At 68.3% G+C, this 25,545-nt stretch carries 23 protein-coding genes; 22 read left to right on the top strand and 1 reads right to left on the bottom strand.

Going from position 1 to position 25,545, the window contains the following annotated elements:
• The 22 genes from AB7F11_RS11365 (at window position 1) to AB7F11_RS11260 (ending at window position 24,798) form a co-directional block, all read left to right on the top strand.
• Window positions 1-1,191 (top strand): acyl-CoA dehydrogenase family protein, encoded by a 1,191-nt coding sequence (locus tag AB7F11_RS11365; protein ID WP_428290928.1) that lies wholly within the window; start codon window positions 1-3, stop codon window positions 1,189-1,191.
• A gap of 20 nt (window positions 1,192-1,211) precedes the next feature.
• The gene (locus tag AB7F11_RS11360; RefSeq protein ID WP_428290901.1) at window positions 1,212-2,360 is read left to right on the top strand and encodes an acyl-CoA dehydrogenase family protein; all 1,149 of its coding nucleotides are present in this window, start codon (window positions 1,212-1,214) and stop codon (window positions 2,358-2,360) included.
• A gap of 18 nt (window positions 2,361-2,378) precedes the next feature.
• Window positions 2,379-2,834, top strand: coding sequence for a MaoC family dehydratase (locus AB7F11_RS11355; protein ID WP_428290900.1), 456 nt, complete (start codon window positions 2,379-2,381; stop codon window positions 2,832-2,834).
• Between the two features lie 5 nt (window positions 2,835-2,839).
• The gene (locus AB7F11_RS11350) at window positions 2,840-4,000 is read left to right on the top strand and encodes a thiolase domain-containing protein (protein ID WP_428299997.1); all 1,161 of its coding nucleotides are present in this window, start codon (window positions 2,840-2,842) and stop codon (window positions 3,998-4,000) included.
• 4 nt (window positions 4,001-4,004) lie between these two features.
• Complete coding sequence (locus AB7F11_RS11345) at window positions 4,005-4,379, top strand: Zn-ribbon domain-containing OB-fold protein (protein ID WP_428288457.1); 375 nt, start codon at window positions 4,005-4,007, stop codon at window positions 4,377-4,379.
• Window positions 4,379-5,161 carry an enoyl-CoA hydratase/isomerase family protein gene (locus AB7F11_RS11340; RefSeq protein WP_428288456.1) on the top strand — a complete coding sequence of 261 codons (783 nt, stop codon included), beginning with the start codon at window positions 4,379-4,381 and terminating at the stop codon, window positions 5,159-5,161. The genes AB7F11_RS11345 and AB7F11_RS11340 overlap by 1 nt, the downstream gene beginning before the upstream one ends.
• A 220-nt stretch (window positions 5,162-5,381) precedes the next feature.
• Window positions 5,382-6,257: a branched-chain amino acid ABC transporter permease gene (locus tag AB7F11_RS11335; RefSeq protein ID WP_428288455.1), complete on the top strand. Its 876-nt coding sequence runs from the start codon at window positions 5,382-5,384 to the stop codon at window positions 6,255-6,257.
• Window positions 6,258-6,261: 4 nt separating this feature from the next.
• Window positions 6,262-7,338 carry a branched-chain amino acid ABC transporter permease gene (locus tag AB7F11_RS11330; RefSeq protein WP_428288454.1) on the top strand — a complete coding sequence of 359 codons (1,077 nt, stop codon included), beginning with the start codon at window positions 6,262-6,264 and terminating at the stop codon, window positions 7,336-7,338.
• Window positions 7,339-7,454: 116 nt separating this feature from the next.
• The gene (locus AB7F11_RS11325; RefSeq protein WP_428288453.1) at window positions 7,455-8,279 is read left to right on the top strand and encodes an ABC transporter ATP-binding protein; all 825 of its coding nucleotides are present in this window, start codon (window positions 7,455-7,457) and stop codon (window positions 8,277-8,279) included.
• Window positions 8,276-9,052 (top strand): ABC transporter ATP-binding protein, encoded by a 777-nt coding sequence (locus AB7F11_RS11320; protein WP_428288452.1) that lies wholly within the window; start codon window positions 8,276-8,278, stop codon window positions 9,050-9,052. The genes AB7F11_RS11325 and AB7F11_RS11320 overlap by 4 nt, the downstream gene beginning before the upstream one ends.
• 7 nt (window positions 9,053-9,059) lie before the next feature.
• Window positions 9,060-10,925, top strand: a complete 1,866-nt coding sequence (locus AB7F11_RS11315; protein WP_428288451.1) for an AMP-dependent synthetase/ligase — start codon at window positions 9,060-9,062, stop codon at window positions 10,923-10,925.
• Between the two features lie 117 nt (window positions 10,926-11,042).
• Window positions 11,043-12,215, top strand: coding sequence for an ABC transporter substrate-binding protein (locus AB7F11_RS11310; RefSeq protein WP_428288450.1), 1,173 nt, complete (start codon window positions 11,043-11,045; stop codon window positions 12,213-12,215).
• Between the two features lie 65 nt (window positions 12,216-12,280).
• A complete protein-coding gene (locus tag AB7F11_RS11305; RefSeq protein ID WP_428288449.1) occupies window positions 12,281-13,438 on the top strand; it encodes an ABC transporter substrate-binding protein in 1,158 nt (385 codons plus the stop codon).
• A gap of 34 nt (window positions 13,439-13,472) precedes the next feature.
• Window positions 13,473-14,657 (top strand): lipid-transfer protein, encoded by a 1,185-nt coding sequence (locus AB7F11_RS11300; protein WP_428288448.1) that lies wholly within the window; start codon window positions 13,473-13,475, stop codon window positions 14,655-14,657.
• Between the two features lie 32 nt (window positions 14,658-14,689).
• Window positions 14,690-17,425 (top strand): LuxR C-terminal-related transcriptional regulator, encoded by a 2,736-nt coding sequence (locus AB7F11_RS11295; RefSeq protein ID WP_428288447.1) that lies wholly within the window; start codon window positions 14,690-14,692, stop codon window positions 17,423-17,425.
• A gap of 77 nt (window positions 17,426-17,502) precedes the next feature.
• Window positions 17,503-18,636, top strand: coding sequence for an acyl-CoA dehydrogenase family protein (locus AB7F11_RS11290; RefSeq protein ID WP_428288446.1), 1,134 nt, complete (start codon window positions 17,503-17,505; stop codon window positions 18,634-18,636).
• Window positions 18,637-18,707: 71 nt separating this feature from the next.
• Window positions 18,708-19,916: an acetyl-CoA C-acetyltransferase gene (locus AB7F11_RS11285; RefSeq protein ID WP_428288445.1), complete on the top strand. Its 1,209-nt coding sequence runs from the start codon at window positions 18,708-18,710 to the stop codon at window positions 19,914-19,916.
• 14 nt (window positions 19,917-19,930) lie between these two features.
• The gene (locus AB7F11_RS11280) at window positions 19,931-22,057 is read left to right on the top strand and encodes a 3-hydroxyacyl-CoA dehydrogenase NAD-binding domain-containing protein (RefSeq protein ID WP_428288444.1); all 2,127 of its coding nucleotides are present in this window, start codon (window positions 19,931-19,933) and stop codon (window positions 22,055-22,057) included.
• Entirely contained in the window at window positions 22,047-22,211 is a 165-nt protein-coding gene (locus AB7F11_RS11275) for a hypothetical protein (RefSeq protein WP_428288443.1), read from the top strand. The genes AB7F11_RS11280 and AB7F11_RS11275 overlap by 11 nt, the downstream gene beginning before the upstream one ends.
• The gene (locus tag AB7F11_RS11270) at window positions 22,208-22,336 is read left to right on the top strand and encodes a hypothetical protein (RefSeq protein ID WP_428288442.1); all 129 of its coding nucleotides are present in this window, start codon (window positions 22,208-22,210) and stop codon (window positions 22,334-22,336) included. The genes AB7F11_RS11275 and AB7F11_RS11270 overlap by 4 nt, the downstream gene beginning before the upstream one ends.
• 238 nt (window positions 22,337-22,574) lie before the next feature.
• Window positions 22,575-24,161 (top strand): fatty acid--CoA ligase, encoded by a 1,587-nt coding sequence (locus tag AB7F11_RS11265; protein WP_428288441.1) that lies wholly within the window; start codon window positions 22,575-22,577, stop codon window positions 24,159-24,161.
• A gap of 181 nt (window positions 24,162-24,342) precedes the next feature.
• Window positions 24,343-24,798 (top strand): nuclear transport factor 2 family protein, encoded by a 456-nt coding sequence (locus AB7F11_RS11260; RefSeq protein WP_428288440.1) that lies wholly within the window; start codon window positions 24,343-24,345, stop codon window positions 24,796-24,798.
• 21 nt (window positions 24,799-24,819) lie between these two features.
• Here the strand turns inward: AB7F11_RS11260 and AB7F11_RS11255 are convergent, their stop codons facing one another.
• On the bottom strand, window positions 24,820-25,536 hold the full coding sequence (locus tag AB7F11_RS11255; protein WP_428288439.1) for an ABC transporter ATP-binding protein: 717 nt from the start codon (window positions 25,534-25,536) through the stop codon (window positions 24,820-24,822).
• Between the last annotated feature and the right edge of the window lie 9 nt (window positions 25,537-25,545).

The raw sequence follows: 25,545 nt of genomic DNA, 5'->3' as shown, positions 1-25,545 counted from the left end.
ATCGACGCCTACCTGTCGCCGGCCGACCGCGCGTTCCGCCAGGAGGTGAAGGCGTTCCTTCGCGATCACCTGCCGCCGCACCTGGCTCGTCAGCAGCGCAGCCACTCGCACCTGCCCAAGGAAGACGTGGTGGCGTGGCACCAGATCCTGCACCGCCACGGCTGGGGCGCACCTTCCTGGCCGAAGGAACACGGCGGCACGGGCTGGACGCCGGTGCAGCGCTTCATCTTCGAGGACGAGTGCGCGCTGGCCGATGCGCCGCTGCTCTCGATGTTCGGTATCAACATGGTCGGGCCGGTCATCTACACCTTCGGCACCGAGGCGCAGAAGCAGCGCTTCCTGCCGCCCATCGTGGCCATGACGCAGCACTGGTGCCAGGGCTATTCGGAGCCGGGCGCGGGCTCGGACCTCGCCGCCCTGCGCACGCGCGCCGAGGTCGAGGGCGATCACTACGTGGTCAACGGCAGCAAGATCTGGACGAGCGATGCGCACAAGGCCGACTGGATGTTCTGCCTGGTGCGCACCGACCCGCAGGCCAGACAGCAGCGGGGCATTTCCTTTCTGCTGATCGACATGCAGACCCCGGGCATCACCGTGCGCCCGATCGTCTCCATCGACGGCGGCCACACGCTCAACGAGGTGTTCTTCGATGGCGTTCGCGTGCCTTGCGAGAACCTGGTCGGCGAGGAGAACAAGGGATGGACCTACGCCAAGTTCCTGCTCGGCCACGAGCGCTCGGCCACGCCCGAGGTGAGCCGCACCAAACGGCGCATGGTGCTGCTGCGCGAACTGGCTGCGACCATGCAGGCGAACGGCCGCCCGCTGGCCGAAGACCCGCACTTCGCCCTGCGCCTGGCCGGCGCCCAGGTGGAACTCGACGCGCTGGAGCTCACCAACCTGCGGCTGCTGCTGGACGACGCCCATGAGGGCGACGGCATGGCGGCGGCCAGCATGATGAAGCTGCGTGGCTCCGAGGTCATGCAGCTCGTCACCGAGCTCACGCTGGACGCGCTGGGCCCTGCGGTGATGCCCTACGAGAAGGCCGGCGACGGCTCCAGCCAGACGCCGGGCGCGCCCGACGCCGCGCTGGGCCGGGTGGAAGACTACTTCCTGCGTCGCGCCGCGACCATCTACGCCGGCTCCAGCGAGACGCAGAGAAACATCCTCGCCAAGCTGGTCTTCGGCACCTGAAACCCTGCGGGAGCACGCCTTTGAGACTTGCCTTCAACGACGACCAGCGGGCCCTGCGCGAAAGCGTGCAGGCCTGGCTCGGCAAGGAATACCCGCACCCGGTGTGGCGCGACGTGGCGCTGGGTGATCAAGCCGGGTCGCCCCGGTTCTGGACACAGATGGCGCAGATGGGCTGGCTGGCCGCGCCCTTGCCGGAACGGCACGGTGGCCTGGGTGGCGGCGTGGCCGACGCGGCGGCACTGGCCGAGTGCCTGGGCGGTGCGCTGGTGCTCGAACCCTTCGTGTCGTCCGTGGTGCTGGGCGCTGGCATGATCCAGGCCGCCGCCAGTGCGGCGCAGCAGGATGAATGGCTGCCCCGGATCGCCGAGGGCCGGTTGCGCATCGCCGTCGCGCAGGCCGAGGCGAGCTCGCGCTTCGAACTGCACGACGTGCAGACCCGCGCGCAACGCCGCGCCAGCGGCTGGCGGATCAGCGGTGCCAAGGTCAGCGTCTGGGACGCGCCCGATGCCGACTGGCTGCTGGTGCTGGCGCGCACTGCGGGCGGGCGGTTCGACCGCGACGGGCTGGGCCTGTTCGTGGTGCCACGCGATGCCTCCGGCGTGTCGCTGCAACGTTTTCCAATGATCGACCGGCGCCCGGGCGCGCACGTGAGCTTCAACGACGCGCCCGCGCTCGCCGGCCTGGGCCATGCCGAAGCCGCGCTGCCGGTCGTGCAGCGCGTGACCCAGCAGGCGCTGGCGGTGCTGGCCAACGAAGCCTGTGGCGCCATGCAGGCCGCCATCGAGCAGACCGTGGCCTACCTGCAGCAGCGCAGGCAGTTCGGCCAGCCGCTGGCGGACTTCCAGGTGCTGCGCCACCGTGTGGTGGACATGCAGGTGCAGCTGGAATGCAGCCGTTCGATGGCGCTGCACGCGGCCTTCACCGCCGAGGCGGGCGACACCGCGCAGGCCGAGCGGGCGGCCATCGCAGCCAAGGTGCAGGCAGGACGCGCCGGCCGCTGGATCGGCCACCAGGCCATCCAGTTGCACGGCGGCATGGGCATGACGGACGAGCTGGCCATCGGCCACGTGATGAAGCGCCTGTTGATGCTCGACACCTTCCTGGGCAACGCCGACCACCACCAGCAGACCCTGGCCCGCCTGGCCTCGCCCCACACCGAAACCACCTGACGCGCGCACGCACCGACCATGCTCATCATCGAACCTCCTTCCCGCCTCGCCGATCAGGTGGGGCAGACCATCGGACCCGGCGACTGGCTCACCGTGGACCAGGCCATGATCGACGCGTTCGCCGACCTCACCGGCGACCGGCAGTGGATCCACGTCGACACTGGGCGCGCGGCACGCGAGATGCCGGGCGGCAAGACCATCGCGCATGGCTTCCTCGTGCTGGCGCTGCTCGGCCGCCTGATGCCGCCGCTGTACGACGTCCGGGGCGCCTCGCGCATCCTCAACTACGGCTCGGACCGGCTGCGCTTCCTCAACGTCGTCCCGGCCGGTGCGCGCGTGCGCGCCAGCATCCAGTTCAAGTCGGTGGAGCCAGTGCCCGGCGGGCGCAAATGCGTCACCGAGACCAGCATCGAGGTGGAGGGCCAGCCCAGGCCCGCCCTGGTGGCCGAGTCGATCTTTCTCTACTACGACTGAGGTCCATGCGCATCCACGGCAAGGCCTGCATTGCAGGCGTCTACGAACATCCCACCCGCCTGGCCAGTGACCGCAGCCTGGTGCAGCTTCATGCCGAGGTGGCACGCGGCGCACTGGACGACGCGGGGCTTCGCCTGGAAGACGTCGATGGCTTTTTCTGCGATGGCGGCGTGCCCGGCTTCGGCGCGCTCACGCTGGCCAACTACCTGGGCCTGAAGCTGCGCCACACCGACACCACCGAATCGGGTGGCTCCGCACCCATCCTGCACGTGGGCCACGCCGCCCAGGCCATCGCCGACGGCAAGTGCCGCGTGGCGCTGATCACTTCGTGTGGCCGGCCGCGCGCCGCAGGCGTGGGCCCGGGCATGCCGGTGGACCCGGAGACCCCGGACGACGAGTTCGACGCGACCTATGGCTGCCACCTGGCGCAGGGCTATGGCATGGTGGCGCGCCGGCACATGCACGACCACGGCACCACGTCGGCACAACTGGCATGGATCAAGGTGGCGGCCTCGCACCATGCCCAGCACAACCCGCACGCCATGCTGCGCAAGGTGGTGACGGTGGAGGACGTGCTGAACTCGCCGCTGGTGGCCGACCCGCTGCACCGGCTCGATTGCTGCGTCATCAGCGACGGCGGCGGCGCCATCGTGGTGGTGCATCCCGACATCGCGCGCGAACTCAGGCGGCCGGTGGTCGTGGTGCGCGGTGCGGGGGAAGCGGTCAAGACATTGAGCGGCGGTCTCTTCGACCTGTCCAGCTCGGCCGGCGTGATCTCGGGCGCCACGGCGTTCGCCGAAGCCGGTCTCAAGCCCTCGGACATGCAGTACGCCTCGCTCTACGACAGTTTCACCATCACCGTTCTCATGCAGCTGGAGGACCTGGGCTTCTGCGAACGCGGTGCTGGCGGCCGTTTCGTGGCCGACGGCGGCCTGATCTCGGGCATCGGGCGGCTGCCGTTCAACACCGATGGCGGCGGCCTGTGCAACAACCACCCGGGCAACCGGGGCGGTGTGACCAAGGTGATCGAGGCGGTGCGCCAGGCGCGCGGAGAAGCGCACCCCGCGGTGCAGGTGCCCAACTGCAGCCTCGTGCTGGCGCACGGCACCGGCGGCTCGCTGGGCCAGTTGCACGAATCGGCCACGCTCATCCTGGAAAGGGTCTGAATCCATGCCCACCTTCGAGACCCAGACCTACTGGGACGCCATTGAACAGCAACGCCTGCTGGTCAAGGCCTGCAAGACCTGCGGCAAGGCTCACTACACGCCGCGCAGCCACTGCCCGCATTGCTTCAGCGCCGACACGCACTGGCTGCCGGCCAGCGGCCACGCCGTGGTCTACAGCTGGTCGGTGGCCAACCGCGCCGATCCGCCTTACGTGGTGGCCTACGTGCGACTCGCCGAGGGTCCGATGATGCTGACCAACATCGTCGGCTGCGAACCCGCCGACGTGCACATCGGCCAGCGCGTGCAGGTCACCTTCCAGCCCGACGCGCAGGGCCGCACGCGCCCCTACTTCCAACCCACCGGGAAAGACACTGCCTGATGGCCGACCTGATCGAACACATCGAGGGCGGCATCGCCACCCTGACCCTCAACCGCCCGGACAGCCTGAACGCGCTGTCGGATCCGATGATCACCGCGCTGCTCGAAGCGCTGGACCGGCTGGGCCGCGACCCGGCCGTGGGCGCCATCGTGCTGGCGGCGGCGGGCCGCGCCTTTTGCGCCGGTGGCGACGTCAAGGCCATGGCCAGCCCCGACCCGCGCAGCCCGCAGCAGAAGCTGGAGTGGGTGCGCTGGGGCCACCTCGTGCCCCAGGCGCTGGCGCGCTGCCCCAAGGTGACCATCGCCAGCATCCAGGGCGCGGCCATGGGCGCAGGCCTGGGCATGGCGCTGTGCTGCGACTTCCGCATCGTGGCGCGGTCGGCGAAGTTCGGCCTGGCCTTCGTGAAGATCGGCCTGTCAACCGACTTTGGTGTGTCGTGGCAACTGCCGCGCATCGTGGGCGAAGCGCGCGCGCGCGAGCTCATGCTCACCGGCGACATCTTCGATGCCGCCGCCGCCAGCGCCATGGGCCTGGCCACGCGGCTGGTGGACGACGATGCCCTGACCGCCGAGACCCTGGCCTGGGCGCGCCGTTTCGCCGCCGGCCCCGTGCTCGCCCAGGCCAGCATCAAGCGCAACCTGCTGGCATCGCAGTCGCTGGGCTTCGAGCAATTGCTCGAATACGAAGCGGTGCAGCAGATCCACGCCACCGAAACCCTCGACCACCAGGAGGCGGTGCAGGCCTTCCTGCAGCGGCGGCCTGCCGTGTTCCAGGGCCGTTGACACACAGCGTACGGGTTTGTCCGTCCCACCTGCGGGGGGCATACCAAGGCGTGCGGCGCACGTACCTTGGCCGGCGCACCGACAAGGCCTCCGAATTCGTCGGATACGACGATAGGTACCGCCAGCGAGCCACTTAAGCTGCCGCTCGGGATGGCCCTGACGCCATCGGTTCCACAACAAATTGCCGCGTGCACTGCACCGCGGTCACAGGAGACAGGCGTTGCTGCTATTGCAGATCATCGTGGCGGGCATTGCGCAGGGCTGTGTGTACGGCCTCGTCGCGCTGGGCTTCGTCCTCATCTACAAGGCCACCGAGACGGTGAACTTCGCGCAGGGCGAGCTGATGATGCTCGGCGCGTTCTTCACGCTGGCGGGCATGGGTCTGTTCGGACTGCCGTTCTGGGCCGCGGCGCTGCTGGCCATCGCGGCCATGGCGCTGGTCGGTCTGGGCATCGAACGCGCGGTGATCCGCCCGGTGCTCGGCCAGCCCGCCTTCTCCATCGTCATGCTCACGTTCGGCGTGGGCTACATCGCTCGCGGTGCCGTCACCATGGTGCCGGGCATCGGCACCGACACGCATGCACTGGACGTGCCCTACAAGGGTGAGACGCTGCAGGCCGGTGGCGTGATCGTGGCCGCCGAACAGATGGTGATCATCGGCTGCACCGCCGCCCTGTGCCTGTTGCTGTGGGCGGTGTTCCGCTTCACGCGCATCGGCATCGCCATGCAGGCCTCGTCGCAGAACCAGCTCGCGGCCTACTACATGGGCATTCCGGTGCAGCGCCTCAACGGCCTGGTGTGGGCACTGGCTGCCGCCGTGGCCACCATCGCCGGCATCCTGCTCGCGCCCTACACCTTCGTGCATGCCAACATGGGCTTCATCGGCCTGAAGGCGTTTCCCGCCGCCATCGTCGGAGGGTTCAGCAGCCTGCCCGGCGCCATCGTGGGCGGCGTGATCATCGGGCTGGTGGAATCGCTCTCGGGCTTCTACCTGCCCGAAGGTTTCAAGGACGTGATGCCCTACGTCGTGGTGCTGGTGATGCTCACGATCAAGCCGACCGGCCTGTTCGGCGAACGCGTGCGAAAGAAGGTCTGACGCCATGCGCTTCGTGTTCAAGACCGCCTACGACCAGGACATCGACCTGGCCCGCCACAACGGCCAGCGCTTCTGGTACGGCCTGTTGCTGCTGGCCGCACTGGCCGCGCCCTGGGTGCTGCCCGAATACTGGCTGGCGCAACTCACCTTCATCTACATCTACGCCACCGTCGGCGTGGGCCTGATGCTGCTGGCCGGCTTCACCGGTCAGTTCTCGATCGGCCACGCGGCCTTCATGGGCGTGGGCGCCTACGCCGAGGCCTATCTCACGGCGCTCGGCTGGCCCTTTCCGCTGGCCATGGCCACGGCGGTGGCCCTCTCGGGTGCGGTGGGTGTGGTGGTGGGCCTGCCGGCGCTGCGCGTGAAGGGCCTGTACCTCGGTATCGCCACGCTGTCGTTCGGCTTCATCGTCGAAGAGGTGTTGGCGCGCTGGGAGAGCGTGACCGGTGGCAACGCCGGCCGTTCGGTGGTGGCGCCCGCCATCGGCGAGTGGAAGATCAGCGGCTCGGAGAACTTCTACCTGCTGTGCCTGGTGTGCGTGACGCTGAGCACCCTGCTGGTGCTGAACCTGCTGCGCTCGCCCACCGGCCGCGCCTTCGTCGCCATGCGCGACTCCGAGATCTCCGCGCAGAGCATGGGGATCACGCTGTCGATCTACAAGTCGATGTCTTTCGCCATCTCGGCCGCACTGGCGGGCCTGGGCGGCGCGCTGTACGCGCACAAGATGCAGTTCATCTCGCCGGAGCAGTTCAGCATCATCCAGTCCATCGACCTGCTGCTGATGGTGGTGGTCGGTGGCCTGGGTTCGGTGCACGGCGCGTTCCTGGGTGCGGCCTTCCTGATCGGCATGCCGCAGCTCATCTCGGCGGCCAAAGACATTCTGCCGCCAGCCATCGGCCAGGCCGCCGGACTGCAGGGCGTGGTGTACGGCGCGATCCTGATCGCGTTCGTGATGCTCGAGCCCATGGGCATGTACGGCCGCTGGCTGAAGATCCGCACCTGGCTGCAGCTCTATCCGTTCTACCGGCGCGGCATGTTCAAGCGTCAGAAGACCTTCCAGAAATCCGACCGCTTGAAATGAACGACCACCCCCGCGTCGCTTCGCGCCACCCCCTCGAGGGGGCAACACCTGCAGCCCGGCAAAGCCGGTTCCGCGGTGTTTCTCGACTGGACCTCTCTCGCCGGGACTGAACCTACATGAGTGACATCCTTCTTTCAGCCAGGAACCTCACGGTGCGCTTCGGTGGCGTGCTGGCGGTGAACGACGTGAGCTTCGACGTGCGGCGCGGCGAAGTGTTCACCCTGATCGGCCCCAACGGTGCGGGCAAGACCACGGTGTTCAACCTCATCAGCCGCATCTACAACCCCACGGCGGGCACGCTGAGCTACCTGGGCCGCAACCTCGCCGACGTGGCGCCTTCGCAGATCGCGCCGCTGGGCATTGCGCGCACTTTCCAGAACATCGAGCTGTTCGAGCACGCCACCGTTCTGCAGAACCTCCTGATTGGCCGCCACGTGCACCGCCGCAGCAACATGTGGACAGACATGCTGTTCCTCCCTTCGGTGCGCGAGGCCGAGCGCCAGACGCGCCGCAAGGTGGAAGAAGTGATCGACCTGCTGGAGCTGCAGCACTACCGCGACCAGCTGGTGGCCGGTCTGCCCTACGGCGTGCGCAAGGTGGTGGAGCTGGCGCGTGCGCTGGCCACCGAGCCGCAGCTGCTGCTGCTTGACGAGCCTTCGTCGGGACTGAACGTGGAGGAAACCGGCGACATGGCCTTCTGGATCCAGGACATCCAGCGCGACCTGGGCATGACCATCCTGATGGTGGAACACGACATGGGCCTGGTCTCCAAGGTGAGCGACCGGGTGCTGGCGATGAACCAGGGCGAGGTGCTGGCCGTGGGCACGCCGTCCGAGGTGCAGGCCGATCCGGCGGTGATCGAGGCGTACCTGGGCACGGTGGACGACGTCGCCTCGCTGCGGCGCCAGGCCGCGCCGGGCCGTTCGGGAGCGCTGGCATGACCGCCTCACCTCTGCTGAGCCTGAACAACGTCGAGAGCGTCTACGGCCCCATCAAGGCGATCCGCGGCGTGAGCCTGAGCGTGCCCACCGGCCAGATCGTCACCGTGCTGGGCTCCAACGGCGCGGGCAAGACAACGATCCTCAAGACCATCTCGGGCATTCTCGATCCGCGCAAGGGCAGCATTCACTTTCGCGACGAGGACATCACTGCCATGGACCCCGCGCTCATCGTGCGCCGTGGCCTGTCTCACGTGCCCGAAGGACGCGAGGTGTTCCCGCTGCTGTCGGTCAGGGACAACCTGCTCATGGGTGCCTACACGCGGCGCGACCGCGACGCGGTGGCCACCGACATCGAGGCGGTGTACCGCTATTTCCCGATCCTGCGCGAGCGGGCGTCCCAGGACGCCGGCCTGCTCTCGGGCGGGCAGCAGCAGATGCTGGCGATCAGCCGCGCCATCCTGGCCGGCCCGGCCGTGATCCTGCTCGACGAGCCCAGCCTGGGCCTGTCGCCGAAGCTCACCAAGGAGATCTTCGAGATCGTGGTGCGCATCAACCGCGAGCGCGGCACCACGATCCTTCTGGTGGAACAGAACGCCAACATGGCGCTCAACGTGGCGGACCACGGCTATGTGCTGGAGAACGGTCGCATCGTGATGGACGACACCTGCGAGCGGCTGCGCGAGAAGGACGACATCAAGGAGTTCTATCTCGGCATGAAGGAAGACGGCGTGCGCGGCGAGCGGCGCTGGAAGAAAAAGAAGACGTGGCGGTGAACCCAGCATGACAAGCCCCAACCTCTGGAACCTCGATTCCTTCCACCGGCGCATCGAGTCGGTGGCCTCCGGCGACACCATCCACGCCATGTTCTGGAACGGCGTGGCGGCGCGCGGCGAACGCGTGCTGATGCGGCAGAAGGACTTCGGCATCTGGCGCGGCTGGACCTGGCGCGAATGCGGCGCCATCGTGCGCGAACTGACCATGGGCCTGGCGGCCCTGGGTGTGCGCCCGGGCGACTGCGTCTCGGTGCTGTCCAACACGCGGGTGGAGTGGGTCTGGTGCGACCTGGCGGTGCTCAGCGCGGGCGCCGTCTCCAACGGCATCTACCCCACCGACGCCCCCGACCAGGTGCGCTTCCTGTGCGAGGACTCGACCACCACGGTGCTGGTGGTCGAGGACGAAGAGCAGCTCGACAAAGCCCTGTCGGTGCGTGCCAGCCTGCCGGCGCTGCAACACATCGTGCTGATCGACGCCACAGGACTGGCGGATTTCAACGACCCGATGGTGCTCACACTCGACGAACTGCGCCAGCGCGGCGCGGCCCTGGACGCCGCGCAGCCGGGCGAATTCGACCGCCGACTCAACGCGCGCCAGCCCGATGACCTGGCGATCCTGATCTACACCTCAGGCACCACCGGCCGCCCCAAGGGCGCGATGCATTCCCACCGGGGCCTGCTCACGGTGCTCAAGGGCCAGAACGAATTCCTGCCGCAGGACGAGAGCGACGAGCGCATGTGCTTCCTGCCGCTGTGCCACGTGGCCGAACGAGTGACAGGCCTGTACGCCTCGCTCTACACCGGCACGAAGATGAACTTCGTGGAGAACCCGGACACCGTGCCGGAGAACGTGCGCGAGATCGCACCCACCGTGTTCGGCGGTGTGCCGCGCCTGTGGGAGAAGTTCTATTCGGCCGTGACCATCGCGGTGAAGGAAGCCGGCCCGGTGCAGCAACGGCTGTACGCCTGGGCAGTCGGCGTTGGCCACCAGGTGGTGGACCGAGTGCAGGCAGGAAAACCCATCGGCCCCTGGCTGAAGCTGAAGTACCGGCTGGCCGGCATCGCCTCGCTGGACAATGTGCGGCGCTTCATCGGCATCCACCGCTGCCGCTTCCTCGTGACCGGCGCGGCCCCCATTGCGCCCGACCTGATCCGCTGGTACCTGGCGCTGGGCATCCCCATGCTGGAGTGCTGGGGCCAGACCGAGACAGCGGGCATCTCCACCGCGATGACGCCCCAGGCGATCCGCCTGGGCTCCATCGGAAGGGCCTGCGCCTACAACGACGTGCGGATCGACCCGGCCTCGGGTGAGATCCTGGTGCGCGGGCCCAACGTGTTCATGGGCTACCTGAACCAGCCAGAGAAAACCGCCGAGACGCTGCCGGCCGACGGCTGGCTGCGCACCGGCGACGTGGGCCTGGTGGAGGCGGACGGCTTCTTCCGCATCACCGACCGCATGAAGGACATCATCATCACCGCCGGTGGCAAGAACGTGACCCCCAGCGAGTGGGAGAACGAGCTCAAGTTCAGCCCCTACGTGACCGACGCGGTGGTCATCGGCGACCGCCGGCCCTACCTCACGGCGATCGTGATGATCGAGCAGGAGAACGTCGAGAAGTACGCGCAGGACCACGACGTGCCGTTCTCCAACTACACCAGCCTGACCCGCGCCCCCGAGGTGCACCAGCTCATCGACGCCGAGATTGCCCGGGTGAACGCCAAGTTCGCCCGCGTCGAGCAGATCAAGAAGTTCTACCTGCTGGAGACGCAGCTCTCGGCGGAGGACGAAGAGCTCACCCCCACCATGAAGCTCAAACGCAAGCTCGTGCAGGAAAAATACGCCCCGCAGATCGAGGCGATGTACCGGCCCTGATATCCAACCGACACCGCAGAACGATGGCGCACCGATTCCCAATCGTCGGAACAGACGATTTTCCGGGCGAGCGGCCCACCTAGCATTCGACTGCCACCCCCATCAGGAGACATCTGCATGCACACACTCACCAACGCCCTGATCGCCCTGGGCGCCGCCCTGCTGGCAGCCACGGCCGCCACGGCCCAGACGCAAGGCGTCAGCAAGAGCGAGGTCGTCATCGGCACCATCCAGGACCTGTCCGGACCGCTGGCCGGCTACGGCAAGGACCTGCGCAACGGCATGAACCTGCGCATGGCGGAAATCAACGAGCAGGGTGGCGTGCATGGCCGAAAGCTCCGGCTGGTGCTGGAAGACAACGGTTACGACCCCAGGCGCGCCGTGCTGGCGGCCCAGAAACTGGTCAACCAGGACAAGGTCTTTCTCATCGCCGGCATCCTGGGCACCGCCTCGGCCAATGCGGCCATGCCGGTCATGGCTCAAAAAGGCGTGATGAGCTTTTTCCCCATGGCGCTGGCGCGCGAGATGTACGAGCCGGTGGACAAGCTCAAGTTCGCCTTTGTGTCCTCCTACGTCGAGCAGATGGTTGGCGTGGTGCCGCGCCTGTACCGGGAGAAGAAGGCGACGAAGGCCTGCACCCTGTACCAGGACGACGAGTTCGGACTGGAGGTGATGCGCGGCGCCGAGCAGGGTCTCAAGGGCATCAACGTCGAGTTCGTCGAGCGCACCACCTACAAACGGGGCGCGACGGATTTCTCCAGCCAGATGGCGCGCATGAAAGCCGCTGGCTGCGATTTCATCGTGCTGGGCACGGTGATTCGCGAGACGGTGGGCGCCATCGCGGAAGCGCGCAAGCTGGGCTACAACCCGACGATGCTTTCTTCGGTGGCGGCCTACACCGACCTGATTCCGAAGCTGGGCGGCAAGGCCATGGACGGCCTGTACGCCACCATGATGGGCAAGGTGCCCTACGACGACGACGCCTCGGCCCCGGTGCGTTTCTGGGCCAACAAGTACCGGACCGCCTACAACGAATCGCCAACGGTCTTCTCCGTCTACGGCTACGTCATCATCGACCGCCTGGCGAGCGCGCTGCAGAAGAACGGCCCGCAACTCAGCACCGACTCGCTGGCCAGGACGATGGAATCGCTCAGCGTGCCGGCAGACATCTTCGGCATGCCAGCGATGAGCTGGTCGGCCAAGAGCCACCTCGGCTCCAGCGATTCGCGCCTCTCTCAGATCCAGGACGGACGCTGGCGCGTCGTGCTCGACTACGGCCAGCTCAGGTAGCCCGTTCTTCCCGCGAACCCGCAGATCCCCCAACTCAAGACAGCAACCATTTAGGAGACCACCTCATGAAGCGCACTCTATCGGCAGCCGCTGCCCTGGTCCTGGTGACCAGCTCCGCACTCGCGCAGCAGGGCATCAGCAAGAACGAAGTCGTGGTGGGCACGGTGCAGGACCTCTCCGGCCCCATCGCAGCCTGGGGCAAGGACGTGCTCAACGGCATGAAACTTCGGACCGCCGAGGTCAACGAGCAGGGCGGCATCCACGGCCGCAAGATCCGCCTGCTGGCCGAGGACAACAGCTACGACCCCAAGAAGACGGTGCTGGCCGCGCAGAAGCTCGTCAACCAGGAAAAGGTCTTCGCCATCATGGGACTGATGGGCAGCTCCGCGGCGGTGGCGGCCATGCCGGTGCTGATGGACAAGAACGTGCTGAGCTTCATGCCGATGTCCAGCTCGCGGGAAATGTACGAGCCGGTGCACAAGCTCAAGTGGGGTTTCGCGCCGTCGAACTTCGACAGCATGAAAAGCACCACGACCCGCGTGTACCAGCACACCAGATCCACCAAGGCCTGCGCGCTCTACCAGGACGATGACTTCGGCCTGGAGGTGTTCCGCGGTGGTGAAGCGGGGCTCAAGGAGATCAAGACCGACTTCGTCGAAAAGACCACGTACAAGCGCGGCTCGACCGACTTCTCGTCGCAGATTGCCCGGCTCAAGAACGCGGGCTGCGACTTCGTGATGCTGGGCACGCTGATCCGCGAGACCGTGGGTGCCATCGGCGAGGCGCGCAAGCTGGGCTGGAGCCCGGTGTTCGTGGGTCCGCAGACGGTCTACACCGACCAGATCCCGCGCCTGGGGGGCAAGGCCATGGACGGCCTGTACGGCGACATGTTCGTGCAGTTCCCCTACATGGACGATGCGTCGCAACCCGTGCGCTTCTGGGCCAACAAGTGGAAGACGCAGTTCGGCAACGACCCGACCGTCTACTCCGTCTACGGCTACCTGATCGCCGACCGCCTGTACGCCGGCATGCAGAAGGCCGGCCCCAACCTGAGCGTGGACAGCTTCGTCAAGGCCATGGACAGCATGACCATCCCGCCCGACATCTTCGGCAGCCCGACCCTCACGTTCTCGGCCACCAAACGGCTGGGCTCGACCGCCTCGCGCGTCTCGCAGCTTCAGGACGGCCGCTGGAAAGTGGTCCTGGACTATCCCAAGCAGTAGGAATGGGAAAGCAGTCCGAGGAGACAGGATCACCATGACACGCAAGGTCCATGTGGTCGGGGTCGGCATGGTGCCGTTCTCCAAACCGGGCGCGAGCGAGCCCTATCACCTGCTGGGGGCACGCGCAGCGCGCGCGGCGCTGGACGACGCCCGGGTCGACTACCAGTCGATCGAGCAGGTCTACGCCGGTTATGTGTACGGTGACTCGTGCAGCGGACAGGCCGCGGCCTACCACCTGGGCCTGACCGGCGTGCCGGTGATCAATGTCAACAACAACTGTTCCACCGGCTCCACGGCGCTGTACCTGGCGCGCCAGGCGGTGGCCAGCGGTTCGGCCGAATGCGTGCTGGCCATGGGTTTCGAGCAGATGCAGCGGGGCGCCATCGTGGCGCAGTGGACCGACCGGCCCGACCCGTCGCAGCGGCTCATCGACACCATGCACGCCATCCAGGGTGAGGCGCCGGGGGCGCCAGTGGCGGCGCAGCTCTTTGGTGGCGCCGGGCGCATGCACATGCAGCTGTACGGCACGCGGGCCGAAACCTTCGCCCGCATTTCGGTCAAAGCGCGCCAGCACGCGGCCCACAACCCCCATGCCCTGTTCCGCGATCCCGTGACGCTGGACGAGGTGATGGCCTCGCCCCAGGTGTTCGACCCGCTCACCCGGCTGCAATGCTGCCCACCCACCTGTGGCGGCGCGGCGGCGGTGGTCTGCTCGGAGGATTTCGCGCGGCGCCATGGCCTGGACGCCAGGGTATGGATCGCCGCGCAGGCCATGACCACCGACGGCAACAGCAGCTTTGACGAAAAGGACATGCGCAAGCTGGTGGGCTACGACATGGCCCGGCAGGCTGCGAACCAGGTCTACGAATCGGCGGGCGTGGGACCGGAGGACATTCCGGTGGTGGAACTGCACGACTGCTTCACCGCCAACGAACTCATCACCTATGAAGCCCTGGGGCTGGCGCCCGAAGGAGGCGCGGAAAAGTTCATCCTCGATGGCGACAACACCCACGGCGGGCGGGTCGTCACCAACCCCTCGGGGGGCCTGCTGTCCAAGGGCCACCCGCTGGGCGCCACGGGCCTGGCACAGTGCGCCGAACTGGTGTGGCAACTGCGTGGGCAGGCCGGCGCACGGCAGGTGCCGGGTGCGCGCCTTGCCTTGCAGCACAATCTGGGGCTCGGCGGCGCTTGCGTTGTCACGCTGTACCAGAGGGCCTGATGGCCCCTGGGTAGAACCCTGGAAGGATTGCCATGCCCGCCGGGCGGGAGACCACTCTGCAGAGCCCGCTGCCGCGCGCGGCCACGCTCGGCCCCAAGCTCACGCCGCCGCAAACCAGCGCCTTCGAGATCGCGCGCACCGAGGTGTGCGAGCGCATTTTTGCCGCTGGTGCGGCCAAGCTGGTGCTGTTGCGCGCGCCCGCCGGTTTTGGCAAGACCACCACCATGCTGCAGGTGCACGAACGCTTCGTGCAGACCGGCCTGCCCGCGGCCTGGCTGACGCTGGACCGTGCCGACAACGACGTGATGCGCTTTCTGGCGGCGCTCACCGCCACACTCTCGCGCCTGATCCCCGGCCTGGCCTCGCCACAGGAGGCCCACAGCGGTCCCGACGAGCTGGCCTTCGCGGTGATCGACCGCGTGGCCGCGCACCCGGCGCCCTTTGCGCTGTTCCTCGACGATTTCGAGTCCCTGCAGAACCCGGCGGCCATCGGCATCGTGAGCGAGCTGATCGAGCAGTTGCCACGCGGTGCGCAGCTCATCGTGGGTTCGCGTGGCGTGCCCGAGCTTGGCGTGGGTCGCCTGCGCGCGCGTGGCCGCCTGCTGGAGGTGGAACCGGCCCAGTTGCGTTTCAGCGAAGCCGAGGCCGATGACTTCCTGCGTCAGCGCCGTGGCCTGAGGCTCGCGCCCGATGATGTGCGGCGCCTGCACCGCAGCACCGAAGGCTGGGCCGCCGCGCTGTGGCTGGCCTCCGTCTCGCTGGAAAACCGGGACGATCCGGGGCGTTTCATTGCCGGTTTCTCGGGCTCCAACGCGGCGGTGGTGGAATACCTCGTGGAAGACGTGCTGGCCCGTCAGAGCGCCGAGGTGCGCGGATTCCTGCTGCGCACCAGCCTGCTCAACGAACTCAACGCCTCGCTGTGTGATGCCGTTTGCGGCCGTGACGACAGCGCACACCTGCTGCGAGCGCTGGAACAGGCGCACCTGTTCATGATCCCGCTGCAGGGCGACCACAGCCAGTACCGCTACCACGGCATGTTCGCCGAGTTCCTGCGCACCCAGCTCGCCCGGCACCACGCGGACGAAATTCCCGGCCTGCACCGCGCGGCCTCGCGCTGGTACGAACAACACCGCCGGCCGGTGCCCGCCATCGAACACGCGCTGGCCGCCGGCGATCTCGAACACGCGCTGCCGGCCCTGGCCGCGCATGGGCAGGCGTTGCTGGAGGAAGGCCGCGTGCGCCTGCTCTCGCGCTGGCTCGACCCGCTGCTCGAATCCGGCGCGCTCGACGCCCACCCCATCCTGCAGGTGGTGCATGCCTGGTCCGTGTGTTTTGCGCGCGGGCCGCGCGAGGCTGCCCAGCTGCTCGACCGGCTGGAAGCGCGCGCCGATCCCGACCCTGAGGTGCGCGCCCACCGCCTGGCCATGCGGCCCCTGTTCCTGTCGCTCACCGACCGCATCGACGAGGCCATGCCACTGGCCACCGCGGCGCTGGAAGAGATGCCGCGCGACCTGGCTTTCGTCAGCGGCTTCCTGGAGGTGAGCATGGCCAACCTGGCGCTGATCGCAGGCCGCTACCACGACGCGCTGCGCTTCGCCGACGCCGCCCGCTCGCGCCAGCAGGTGCGCAGCAGCCCCTTCAATTTTTCGCTGTCCGAGGCGGCAGAGGCGGCCGTGGACATGACCCAGGGTCGCCTGCGCAAGGCCATCGCTGGGCTGCGAATCGCCGTGAGTGCAGGCGCCATGGACGCCATCCGCTCCACCAACGGCAACGCGCTGGCGGGCATTCCCCTGGCGCAGGCGCTGTACGAAGCGGGCCAACTGGAGCAGGCCGAACGCCTGCTGGTGGTCTACATCCCGCTGATCCGCGGTGTGTGCATTCCGGAAGAGCTCATGATCAGCCACGTGGTGATGGCGCGCATCGCCGCCGACCGGGGCGACGCCGAGCGGGCCGAGCAGATGCTGGTGGAGCTGGAGCACATCGGCCACCGCGAGGGCCTGACGCGTGTGGTGGCCACGGCGCGGCTGGAGCGTGTGCGGCAACTGCTCATGGCCGACCGCCTGGCGCAGGCGCGCAGCGAGCTCGACCGCTGCGGTGACAAGGCCATGTGGCAGCGCGTGACCAAGCTGTCGCTGCGCGCCAACGAGGTGGAGACCTACGACCTGGCGCTGGCGCGCTGGTCGGTGCGCACTGGCCACGCGGCGGAGGTGATCCGGCCGCTGCGAACCGAACTCGAAGCGGCCGAGCGGGCACAGCGCGAGCGGCGCGCGCTCACGCTTCGCCTGCTGCTCGCGCAGGCCCTGTACCGCGATGACCAGCGCAACAAGGCCGTTCGCATGCTTGCCCGTGCGGTGCGCCTGGCCTGCGTGGAAGGCTATGTGCGGGCATTCCAGGACGAGGGGGAGCTGCTGATGGTGATCCTGCGCGAGCTGCGCGCCCAGCCTGACCTGGTACACGAAGACGGCCACGGCGAGGAAGCACTGGCTTTCATCGACCGGTTGCTGCGCGAGCCCGCGCCCCACGCACCGGTCACCGATGCCGCACCCGCTGGCGAGGCCTCGGGCGGCGACAACGAGTTGCTCACTCGCAAGGAGTTGCAGGTGCTGAGGCTGGCCGCCGAGGGCCTGAGCAACGACGCGCTCGCCGAACGCCTGTTCGTGGCGGAGACCACCGTGCGCACGCACCTGAGAAACATCAACGTCAAGCTGGACACACGCAGCCGCGTCGAGGCACTGGCGGCGGCCCGAAGGCGCGGCCTGATCGGCTGACACCGCATCCGCTCGATGCGTGCGGATTCGTCGCTTGCGACGATGCGCCCGGCACCGGCCAGCGCCACACTGGGCGCATGCCACGCACTCTCTTCAGCCCCGAACACGAACAGTTCCGCGACACGGCGCGCCGCTTCATGGAGAACGAGGTCGCGCCCCGGCTCGCGGAGTGGGAAGCGAACGGCACCTTCGACCGCGCCATCTTCGAGCGCGCTGGCACGGCTGGCCTGCTGTGCCCGACCGTGCCCGAGGCGTATGGCGGCGCGCAGGCCGACATCCTGTGCTCGATGATCGTGCTGGAGGAAGGCGCCGGACATGGCAACTTCGGCCTGGCTTTTTCCATGCACTCCGACATCGTCACCAGCTACCTGCTGCGCTTCGCCAGCGAAGCCCAGAAGCGCGAATGGCTGCCGCGCATGGTCCGGGGCGAGGCCATCGGCGCCCTGGCCATGACCGAGCCCAGCGGCGGATCGGACGTGAAGGCGATCCGCACGGTGGCGGTGCGCGACGGTGACGACTACCTCCTGAGCGGCAGCAAGACCTTCATCACCAACGCCACGGTGTGCGACCTGGTGATCGTGGTGGCCAAGACCGACCCCGCCGCCGGGGCGCGCGGCATCAGCCTTTTCCTGGTCGACATGACCCTGCCCGGCATCACCCGGGGTCGGCCGCTGCGCAAGGTGGGGCTGAAGGCGCAGGACACCGGCGAGCTGTTCTTCGACCGGGTGCGCGTGCCGGCCAGCGCCCTCCTGGGCGAGGTCGACCGTGGCTTCGGCCTTCTGATGGAAGAACTGCCCTGGGAGCGGCTGCAACTGGCGGTTTCGGCGGTGGCGGCCTGCGAAGCCGCCTACGCGCAGACCGTGGCCTATGTGCGCGATCGTCGCGCCTTCGGCCAGGCGGTGGGCGATTTCCAGAACACCCGCTTCGTGCTGGCCGACCTGAAGACCGAGATCGCCATTGGCCGGGTCTTCGTGGACCACTGCATGGCCGCCTGCCTGCGGCGGGAACTCGACACCCAGACCGCCTCCATGGCCAAGCTGTGGTGCAGCGAGCTGCAGGCCCGGGTGATGGACGCCTGCGTTCAACTGCACGGTGGCAACGGCTTCATGGCCGAGTACGCGGTGGCTCGCGCCTGGGTCGACGCCCGCGCCCAGCGCATCTATGGCGGCACCAACGAGATCATGCGCGAACTGATTTCGCGCCAGCTCTGAGGCCGGCGCGCTGCATCAAATCGTCGTTCCCGACGAGGACACCGGCGCGCCTGGCCGGCAGAGTCGGGGGCATGAACGAAGCCTACATTCTTGACGCCGTGCGCACGCCGCGCGGCAAGGGCCGCGCCAGCGGCGCACTCCACGAAATCGGTCCGGCCCGCCTGGCGGGCGGCCTGCTCACCGCCTTGCGGGAACGCAACGGCTTCGAGCCGGAGCGGGTCAACGACGTCATCATGGGCTGCGGCGAACCTTCGCTGGAGCAGGCCTCCGACGTCGCCAAGGCCGTGACCTTCGCCGCCCCCGGTTTCTCGCACGTCCCCGGTATCCAGATCAACCGCTTCTGCGGCTCCGGCCTGGAGGCCTGCAACTTCGCCTCGGCCATGATCATGGCCGGCCAGGCCGATCTGATGATCGGCGGCGGCCTCGAGAGCATGTCGCGCGTGCCCATGTTCGTGGGGGGCGGCGCCTGGGTCACCGACCCGCAGATCACCATCCCCAACCGCATCGTGCCGCAAGGCATCTCGGCCGACCTGATCGCCACGCTCTACGGCTACAGCCGACAGGACGTGGACACCTACGCCGTGGAGAGCCAGCGGCGCGCCGCCTCCGCCTGGGCCGAAGGCCGGTTCGCGCGCAGCATCGTGCCGGTGCGCGAGACCAATGGCATCACCGTGCTGGACCGCGACGAGCACGTGCGTGGAGACACCACGCTGGCGTCCCTGGGCAAGCTCGAACCCTCGTTCACCCTGATGGGCGAGAAGATGGGCTTTGACGCCATGGCGCTGCAGCGCTACCCGGAGATCGCCGCCATCGACCACGTGCACCATGCGGGCAACTCCTCGGGCATCGTCGACGGCGCCGCCGCAGTGCTGCTGGCCAGCGCGGCCATGACCGAGCGCCTGGGCGTGAAGCCACGGGCGCGTGTGCGCAGCTTCGGCACCGTGGGCACCGAGCCCACCATCATGCTGACCGGTCCGGCACCGGCTGCGCGTGCCGCGTTGCAGCGCGCCGGCATGGATGCGAAAGACATCGACCTGTTCGAATGCAATGAAGCCTTCGCCGCCGTGGTGCTGCGCTTCATGGACGACCTGGGCGTGCCGCACGACAAGGTCAACGTCAATGGCGGCGCCATCGCCATGGGCCACCCGCTGGGCGCCACTGGCGCCATGCTGGTGGGCACGGTGCTCGACGAGCTGGAGCGCCGCAACCTGGCCACCGGCCTCATCACGCTGTGCGTGGGCGGCGGCATGGGCTCCGTGATGGTCATCGAACGCGTCTGAAGCAAGGAACTGGAATGATCGACTACCGCATCGACGCCGACGGCATCGCCACCCTGACCATCCATGTGGCCGACCGGCCCATGAACGTGCTCAACCACGCCTCCATCGCGGCTTTCGACGCTGCGGTGAAGCAGGCCATTGCCGACCCGGCCGCCAGGGGCGTCATCGTCACATCCTCGCGACCGGAGTTCGTGGCCGGTGGCGACCTCGACCTGATTCGCCACATTCGAACGGCCGAGGAATCGTTCGCCGCAGGGGGACCGTTCAGCCGGACGCTGCGCACGCTGGAGACCTCGGGCAAGCCCTTCGTGGCCGCGATCAATGGCTCGGCGCTGGGCGGCGGGCTGGAGATCTGCCTGGCCTGCCACCGCCGCATCGTGGCAGACGATCCGAAGATCCAGCTCGGCGTGCCCGAGGTGACGCTGGGCCTGCTTCCCGGCGCGGGCGGCACGCAGCGCCTGCCGCGCATGATCGGCATCAAGGCAGCGCTGCCTTACCTGCTCGAAGGCCGCAAGGCCGATCCGGCCAAGGCGCTGGAAGCGGGCATCGTGGACGAGGTGGTGCCCGCCGCGCAATTGCTGGAGCGCGCCCGTGCGTGGCTGCTGAGCGACGGCGCGAAATCGGTGGTGAAACCCTGGGATGGCAAGCACTTCAAGTTCCCGGGTGGTGCGCCGCAGACCGCCGGGCCGACGCAGATCTTCTTTGCCGCCGGTGGCGCGCTGCTGGCGAAGACCCAGGGCCTGCAGCCGGCACCCGAGGCCATCCTGGCCTGCGTCTACGACGGCTGCCAGGTCGACATCGACACCGGCCTGCGCATCGAGCAGCGCCAGTTCGCGCGCCTGGCCACGTCTCAGGCGACCAAGAACATGATTCGCACGCTGTTCTACGACCTGGGCGAAGCCAACCGCCTGGCGGGGCGAGCGAAAGATGTGCCAGTGCGCAAGTTCAGCCGGGTGGGCATTCTGGGCGCCGGCATGATGGGTGCGGGCCTGGCGCACGTGAGCGCGCTGGCCGGGCTGGATGTGGTGCTGCTGGACACCACGCAGGCATCCGCCGAGCAAGGCAAGGCCTATGGCGCGAAGATCCTGGACGCTCAGGTGGCCAGGGGCCGGCTGGCGCAGGCGCAGCGCGACTCGACGCTCGCCCGCGTGAAGGCCACCACCGAATACGCCGATCTGGCCGGCTGCGAGATCGTGATCGAGGCGGTGTTCGAAGACCGCGCCGTGAAGGCCGAGGTCACGCGCCGCGCCGAAGCCGCCATGTCCGCCGACGCGATTTTTGCGAGCAACACATCCACCCTGCCCATCACCGGACTGGCCGAGGTGTCTGCACGACCGGGTCAGTTCGTGGGCCTGCATTTCTTCTCGCCGGTGGAAAAGATGCCGCTGGTGGAGGTGATCCGCGGCGCGCAGACCAGCGAAGCCACCATCGCGCATGCGCTGGATTTCGCCAAGCGCATCCGCAAGACGCCCATCGTGGTCAACGACTGCCCGGCCTTCTATGCCAACCGCGCCTTCGGCATGTACGCCTATGAAGCGATGACGCTGCTCGGCGAGGGGGTGAACCCGGCGCTGATCGAGAACGCCGGGCGCATGGCGGGCATGCCCATGCCGCCGCTGGCGCTGATCGACGAGTTCTCGGTGGAGCTGCTGCACAAGGCGCTCAAACAGGCCCGCATCGACCAGGGCTCGGCCTACCGCGAACAGCCGCAGGACGCGGTGATGGAGGTCATGGTGGAGCAGCTTGGCCGCCTGGGCCGAAAGGTCGGCCAGGGCTTTTACGAGCACCCGGCCGAAGGCGGCAAGCGCCTGTGGCCCGGCCTGGCCACGCACTTCCCGCTGGCCGCCGAGCAACCGACGCTGGAGGAAGTTCGCGACCGCCTGATGTACGCGCAATCGCTGGAGGCCGCGCGCTGCGTGGCAGAAGGCATCGTGACCGAACGCGACGCCGACGTGGGCTCGCTGCTGGGCTGGGGCTTTCCCTCGGTGCTGGGCGGCGTGCTCGGGCAGATCGACACGGTGGGCCCGGGGCGTTTCGTGGAGAGGTGCGACGCGATGGCCCGGCGCCATGGCGAGCGTTTCGAGGTGCCGCCCGCGCTGCGCGAGCTGGCCGCGCGCGGCGGCTTCTACCGTGCCACCTGAATCCGCCGGGCGCATGACCAGCGAGACGCTGGCCATGATCCACGAGCTGGCCGCGTTGATCGACCGCGCCGGCAGCGAAGCGGCGATGCCCGCGAAACCCGTGCCCGATGCGGGCGGGGTGCTCCCGTTGCGCATTCACCCGACCACCCCATGACCCGTCCACCCCTGCCCGAGGCGCTTCGCCGAACCCGCCTGCCGGTGATCGCGGCACCGCTGTTCATCGAGAGTTCGCCGGCCCTGGTGGTGGCGCAGTGCGCCGCCGGCATCGGGTGCCGGTGATGATCACAGCCATGGGCGCACGCACTGACCGTCTACACCAACCTTTTCTCAGGCGTTCACGCCAACGACCTCAAGCCCTCGGTGCGGGCGCAGGGCCTGGACCCCGACCAGCTGGACGGGCTGCCGCGCAGCGCCGTCGATGCCACGGGCGGCAAGGCCTGGCGCGGCTGGCGCAAGAATACGAACAGGCGGCCAGGGACCTGGCCCAGGACCGCACCACCCGAAAGGAGACCATCGCATGAACCCCCACATTCCGGCCATCGACCCGCGCTTCCTCACGCTGGGCGATCTCTGCCGCGTGCACGCGGCGCGCCGTCCCGACCACCCCGCCCTGGTGTTCGAGGAGCGCACCACGAGCTGGGCCGCGTTCGACCGCCAGAGCAACCAGGTGGCCCGGCAACTGTTGTCGGCGGGCCTGGCGCCGCAAAGCCGCATCGCCTACCTGGGCAAGAACTGCGACCGCTTTTTCGACGTGTACCTCGGTGCCGCCAAGGCCCGCATGGTGCTGGTGCCGGTGAACTGGCGCCTGGCGTCCGAGGAGATTGCCTTCATCCTGAATGACGCGGAGGCGCGCATCCTGTTCGTGGGCGCGGACTACCTGCCCCTTGTGGAAGGTCTGCGACAGGCCGTGCCCGGCTTGCAGACGGTGATCGCCATGGACGGCCCGCACCCGGGCTGCGAGGCTTTCACCGAGTGGCGCGACGCGGGTGATGCGAGCGACCCGGCACTTCCGGCCGACAGCGAGGAAGTGGCGCTGCAGCTGTACACCTCGGGCACCACAGGCCTGCCCAAGGGCGCCGAGCTGAGCCACCGCAACACGCTGGCGGCCCTGTCGTATGCGGCGGGTGGCCACCTGGGGCGCTGGACCGAGGACGACGTGTGCGTGGTGCCGCTGCCGCTGTTCCACGCCGGCGGCGTGAGCTACGGCATGAACGCGCCCTACGTGGGTGCCACGCTGGTGTTGCTGCGCGAGGCGCAGCCCGCCCTGATCCTGCAGGCGCTGACCCGCCACCGCGTCACCAAACTGGGCCTGGTGCCGGCGGTCATGCAGTTCATGCTGGATCACCCGGACTGCGCGCAGGCCAACTTCTCGCACCTGGACTGCATCACCTACGGTGGTGCGCCGATTCCCCCGGCGCTGTTGCGGCGCGCGGTGCAGGTGATGGGCCCGGTGTTCCTGCAGATGTTCGGCATGACCGAGTCCGCCACGCTGGGCACCGCGCTGCAGCCGCGCGACCACAACCCGGCCCTGCCCGAGCGGCTGTCGTCGTGCGGCCAGGTGTTGCCGGGCGTGGATCTGCGCATCGTCACGCTGGACGGGCGCACGGCGCTGCCGGGCGAATCGGGCGAGATCCTGATCCGTGCGCCCAGCATCATGAAGGGCTACTGGAAGCGCCCGACCGAGACGGCGCAGGTGCTGCGCGATGGCTGGTACCACACCGGCGACGTGGGCTACCTGGATGCGGACGGCTACCTGTTCATCCAGGACCGGCTCAAGGACATGATCATCTCCGGCGGCGAGAACATCTACCCCGCCGAGGTCGAACGCGCGCTGGGCGACCACCCGGCGATCTTCGAGTCCGCGGTGATCGGTGTGCCCGATGCGAAATGGGGCGAGACGGTCAAGGCGGTGGTGGTGGTGCGCTCCGGCCAGCAACTCACCGAAGCGGAAGTGATTGCCTTTGCCCGGGGCAAGATCGCGGCCTACAAGTGCCCCAGGAGCGTGGACTTCGCCCCCGCGCTGCCACGCAATCCCTCGGGCAAGCTGCTCAAGCGGGTGTTGCGCGAGCCCTACTGGGCCGGCCAGGCGCGCCGCGTTCACTGATGGTGGGTCCACTGGCGGGTGAGGCCGCCATCGTCACCGGCCCGGTGCTTGCGGTGGACGGCGGCGCAAGCACCGCGATCGACCACCGCCATCCCTGACGCCGCGTGTCCCCCTGGTCGGGGGCAGCGACCCTGGACATGGGGTGCCAGACTGGGGCCCGGAACCCCTCTGGAGTCTGTCCATGCTGCGAGCCGACGAATGCATCCCCCGCGACGCGGACGAGGCCCTGGTCCTGTCCTACTTCACCACGCTGATGCAGCGCGACCTCGACGCCTTCGAAGCGCTGTGGGAGGAGGACGCGGAACAGCTCATTCCCTTCTTGCCCGAAGGCTTCGGCAACTTTGTGCCCGACACCATGGCCGGGCGCGCCGCCATCATGGCGCACTACCGGGTGGCCTTTGCGAACCGCCGCGAACACGTGTTCTGGATCGACGGCATCCACCCCTTGCGCCAGCCCGGCGGCGTCATCGTGGAAGCGCATGCGCGCAGCCTGGTGGGCGAAACGGGCCGCATCTACGAGAACCGCTACGTGTGCTTCTTCGAACTCCGCGACGGTCGCATCGCGCGGCTGAAGGAGTACGTGAATCCACTGGCCTTCATGAAGGCGTTTGGCGGCGGGTTCGACGCCCACCGCTGAAGCGACGGGCCTCTGGTCGCGTCAGGCGATGGCGCCGGCGCGCCCGAAGTAGTGGTCGGCGATCACCGGGTCGCTGGCGAGCGCGTCGGCGGCACCCTGGTGCACCACGCGGCCCTGCTCCAGCACCGCGGCGCGGTTTGCGGTGGCCAGCGCCAGCTTGGCGTTCTGCTCCACCAGCAGGATGGTCAGGCCCTGGGCGTTGAGCCGTTGCAGGGCGCGGAACACTTCCTTGACGATCACCGGCGCCAGGCCCAGGCTGGGCTCGTCGAGCAGCAGCACCTTGGGCCGGCCCATCAGCGCACGGCCAATGGCCAGCATCTGCTGCTGTCCACCCGACAGCGAGCCCGAGAGCTGGCTGCGCCGCTCCAGCAGCACGGGAAACAGGGCATGCACCTGATCCAGGTCGTTCGTGTCGCTGCCACGCACGCCCGCAGCCTGGCGGCCGAGTTCGAGGTTCTCAGCCACGGTCAGCGGCGCAATCACGCGCCGGCCTTCGGGCACCTGGATGATGCCGGCGCGAGCACGTTTGTGCGCCGGCATTCGAGCGATGGGCTGGCCTTCGAAGAGGACCTCGCCGGTGGCCGGCACGATGCCCGAGATGGCGTTGACCAGGCTGGACTTGCCAGCGCCGTTGGGGCCGATCAGCGCGAAGATCTCGCCCTGGTTGACGGTCAGGTCCACGTTGCGCAGGGCCTGGATGCCGCGGTAGTGGACGTCGAGATGGCGGATCTGGAGCATGCGGTGAAT

The sequence above is a fragment of the Hydrogenophaga sp. genome, from assembly GCF_050250835.1.
In the GTDB taxonomy this organism is placed as follows: Bacteria; Pseudomonadota; Gammaproteobacteria; order Burkholderiales; family Burkholderiaceae_C; genus Hydrogenophaga.
The sequence above is the reverse complement of the archived record's forward strand: the minus strand, read 5'-3'. Positions and strand labels throughout refer to the sequence as shown.

Coding starts and splice junctions, on each gene's coding strand:
- AB7F11_RS11255 (WP_428288439.1), bottom strand. CDS start 25,536: ATGCTCCAGATCCGCCATCTCGACGTCCACTACCGCGGCATCCAGGCC.
- AB7F11_RS11320 (WP_428288452.1), top strand. CDS start 8,276: ATGACCGCCTCACCTCTGCTGAGCCTGAACAACGTCGAGAGCGTCTAC.
- AB7F11_RS11295 (WP_428288447.1), top strand. CDS start 14,690: ATGCCCGCCGGGCGGGAGACCACTCTGCAGAGCCCGCTGCCGCGCGCG.
- AB7F11_RS11280 (WP_428288444.1), top strand. CDS start 19,931: ATGATCGACTACCGCATCGACGCCGACGGCATCGCCACCCTGACCATC.
- AB7F11_RS11260 (WP_428288440.1), top strand. CDS start 24,343: ATGCTGCGAGCCGACGAATGCATCCCCCGCGACGCGGACGAGGCCCTG.
- AB7F11_RS11300 (WP_428288448.1), top strand. CDS start 13,473: ATGACACGCAAGGTCCATGTGGTCGGGGTCGGCATGGTGCCGTTCTCC.
- AB7F11_RS11340 (WP_428288456.1), top strand. CDS start 4,379: ATGGCCGACCTGATCGAACACATCGAGGGCGGCATCGCCACCCTGACC.
- AB7F11_RS11265 (WP_428288441.1), top strand. CDS start 22,575: ATGAACCCCCACATTCCGGCCATCGACCCGCGCTTCCTCACGCTGGGC.
- AB7F11_RS11345 (WP_428288457.1), top strand. CDS start 4,005: ATGCCCACCTTCGAGACCCAGACCTACTGGGACGCCATTGAACAGCAA.
- AB7F11_RS11290 (WP_428288446.1), top strand. CDS start 17,503: ATGCCACGCACTCTCTTCAGCCCCGAACACGAACAGTTCCGCGACACG.
- AB7F11_RS11325 (WP_428288453.1), top strand. CDS start 7,455: ATGAGTGACATCCTTCTTTCAGCCAGGAACCTCACGGTGCGCTTCGGT.
- AB7F11_RS11310 (WP_428288450.1), top strand. CDS start 11,043: ATGCACACACTCACCAACGCCCTGATCGCCCTGGGCGCCGCCCTGCTG.
- AB7F11_RS11285 (WP_428288445.1), top strand. CDS start 18,708: ATGAACGAAGCCTACATTCTTGACGCCGTGCGCACGCCGCGCGGCAAG.
- AB7F11_RS11270 (WP_428288442.1), top strand. CDS start 22,208: ATGACCCGTCCACCCCTGCCCGAGGCGCTTCGCCGAACCCGCCTGCCG.
- AB7F11_RS11305 (WP_428288449.1), top strand. CDS start 12,281: ATGAAGCGCACTCTATCGGCAGCCGCTGCCCTGGTCCTGGTGACCAGC.
- AB7F11_RS11350 (WP_428299997.1), top strand. CDS start 2,840: ATGCGCATCCACGGCAAGGCCTGCATTGCAGGCGTCTACGAACATCCC.
- AB7F11_RS11330 (WP_428288454.1), top strand. CDS start 6,262: ATGCGCTTCGTGTTCAAGACCGCCTACGACCAGGACATCGACCTGGCC.
- AB7F11_RS11315 (WP_428288451.1), top strand. CDS start 9,060: ATGACAAGCCCCAACCTCTGGAACCTCGATTCCTTCCACCGGCGCATC.
- AB7F11_RS11355 (WP_428290900.1), top strand. CDS start 2,379: ATGCTCATCATCGAACCTCCTTCCCGCCTCGCCGATCAGGTGGGGCAG.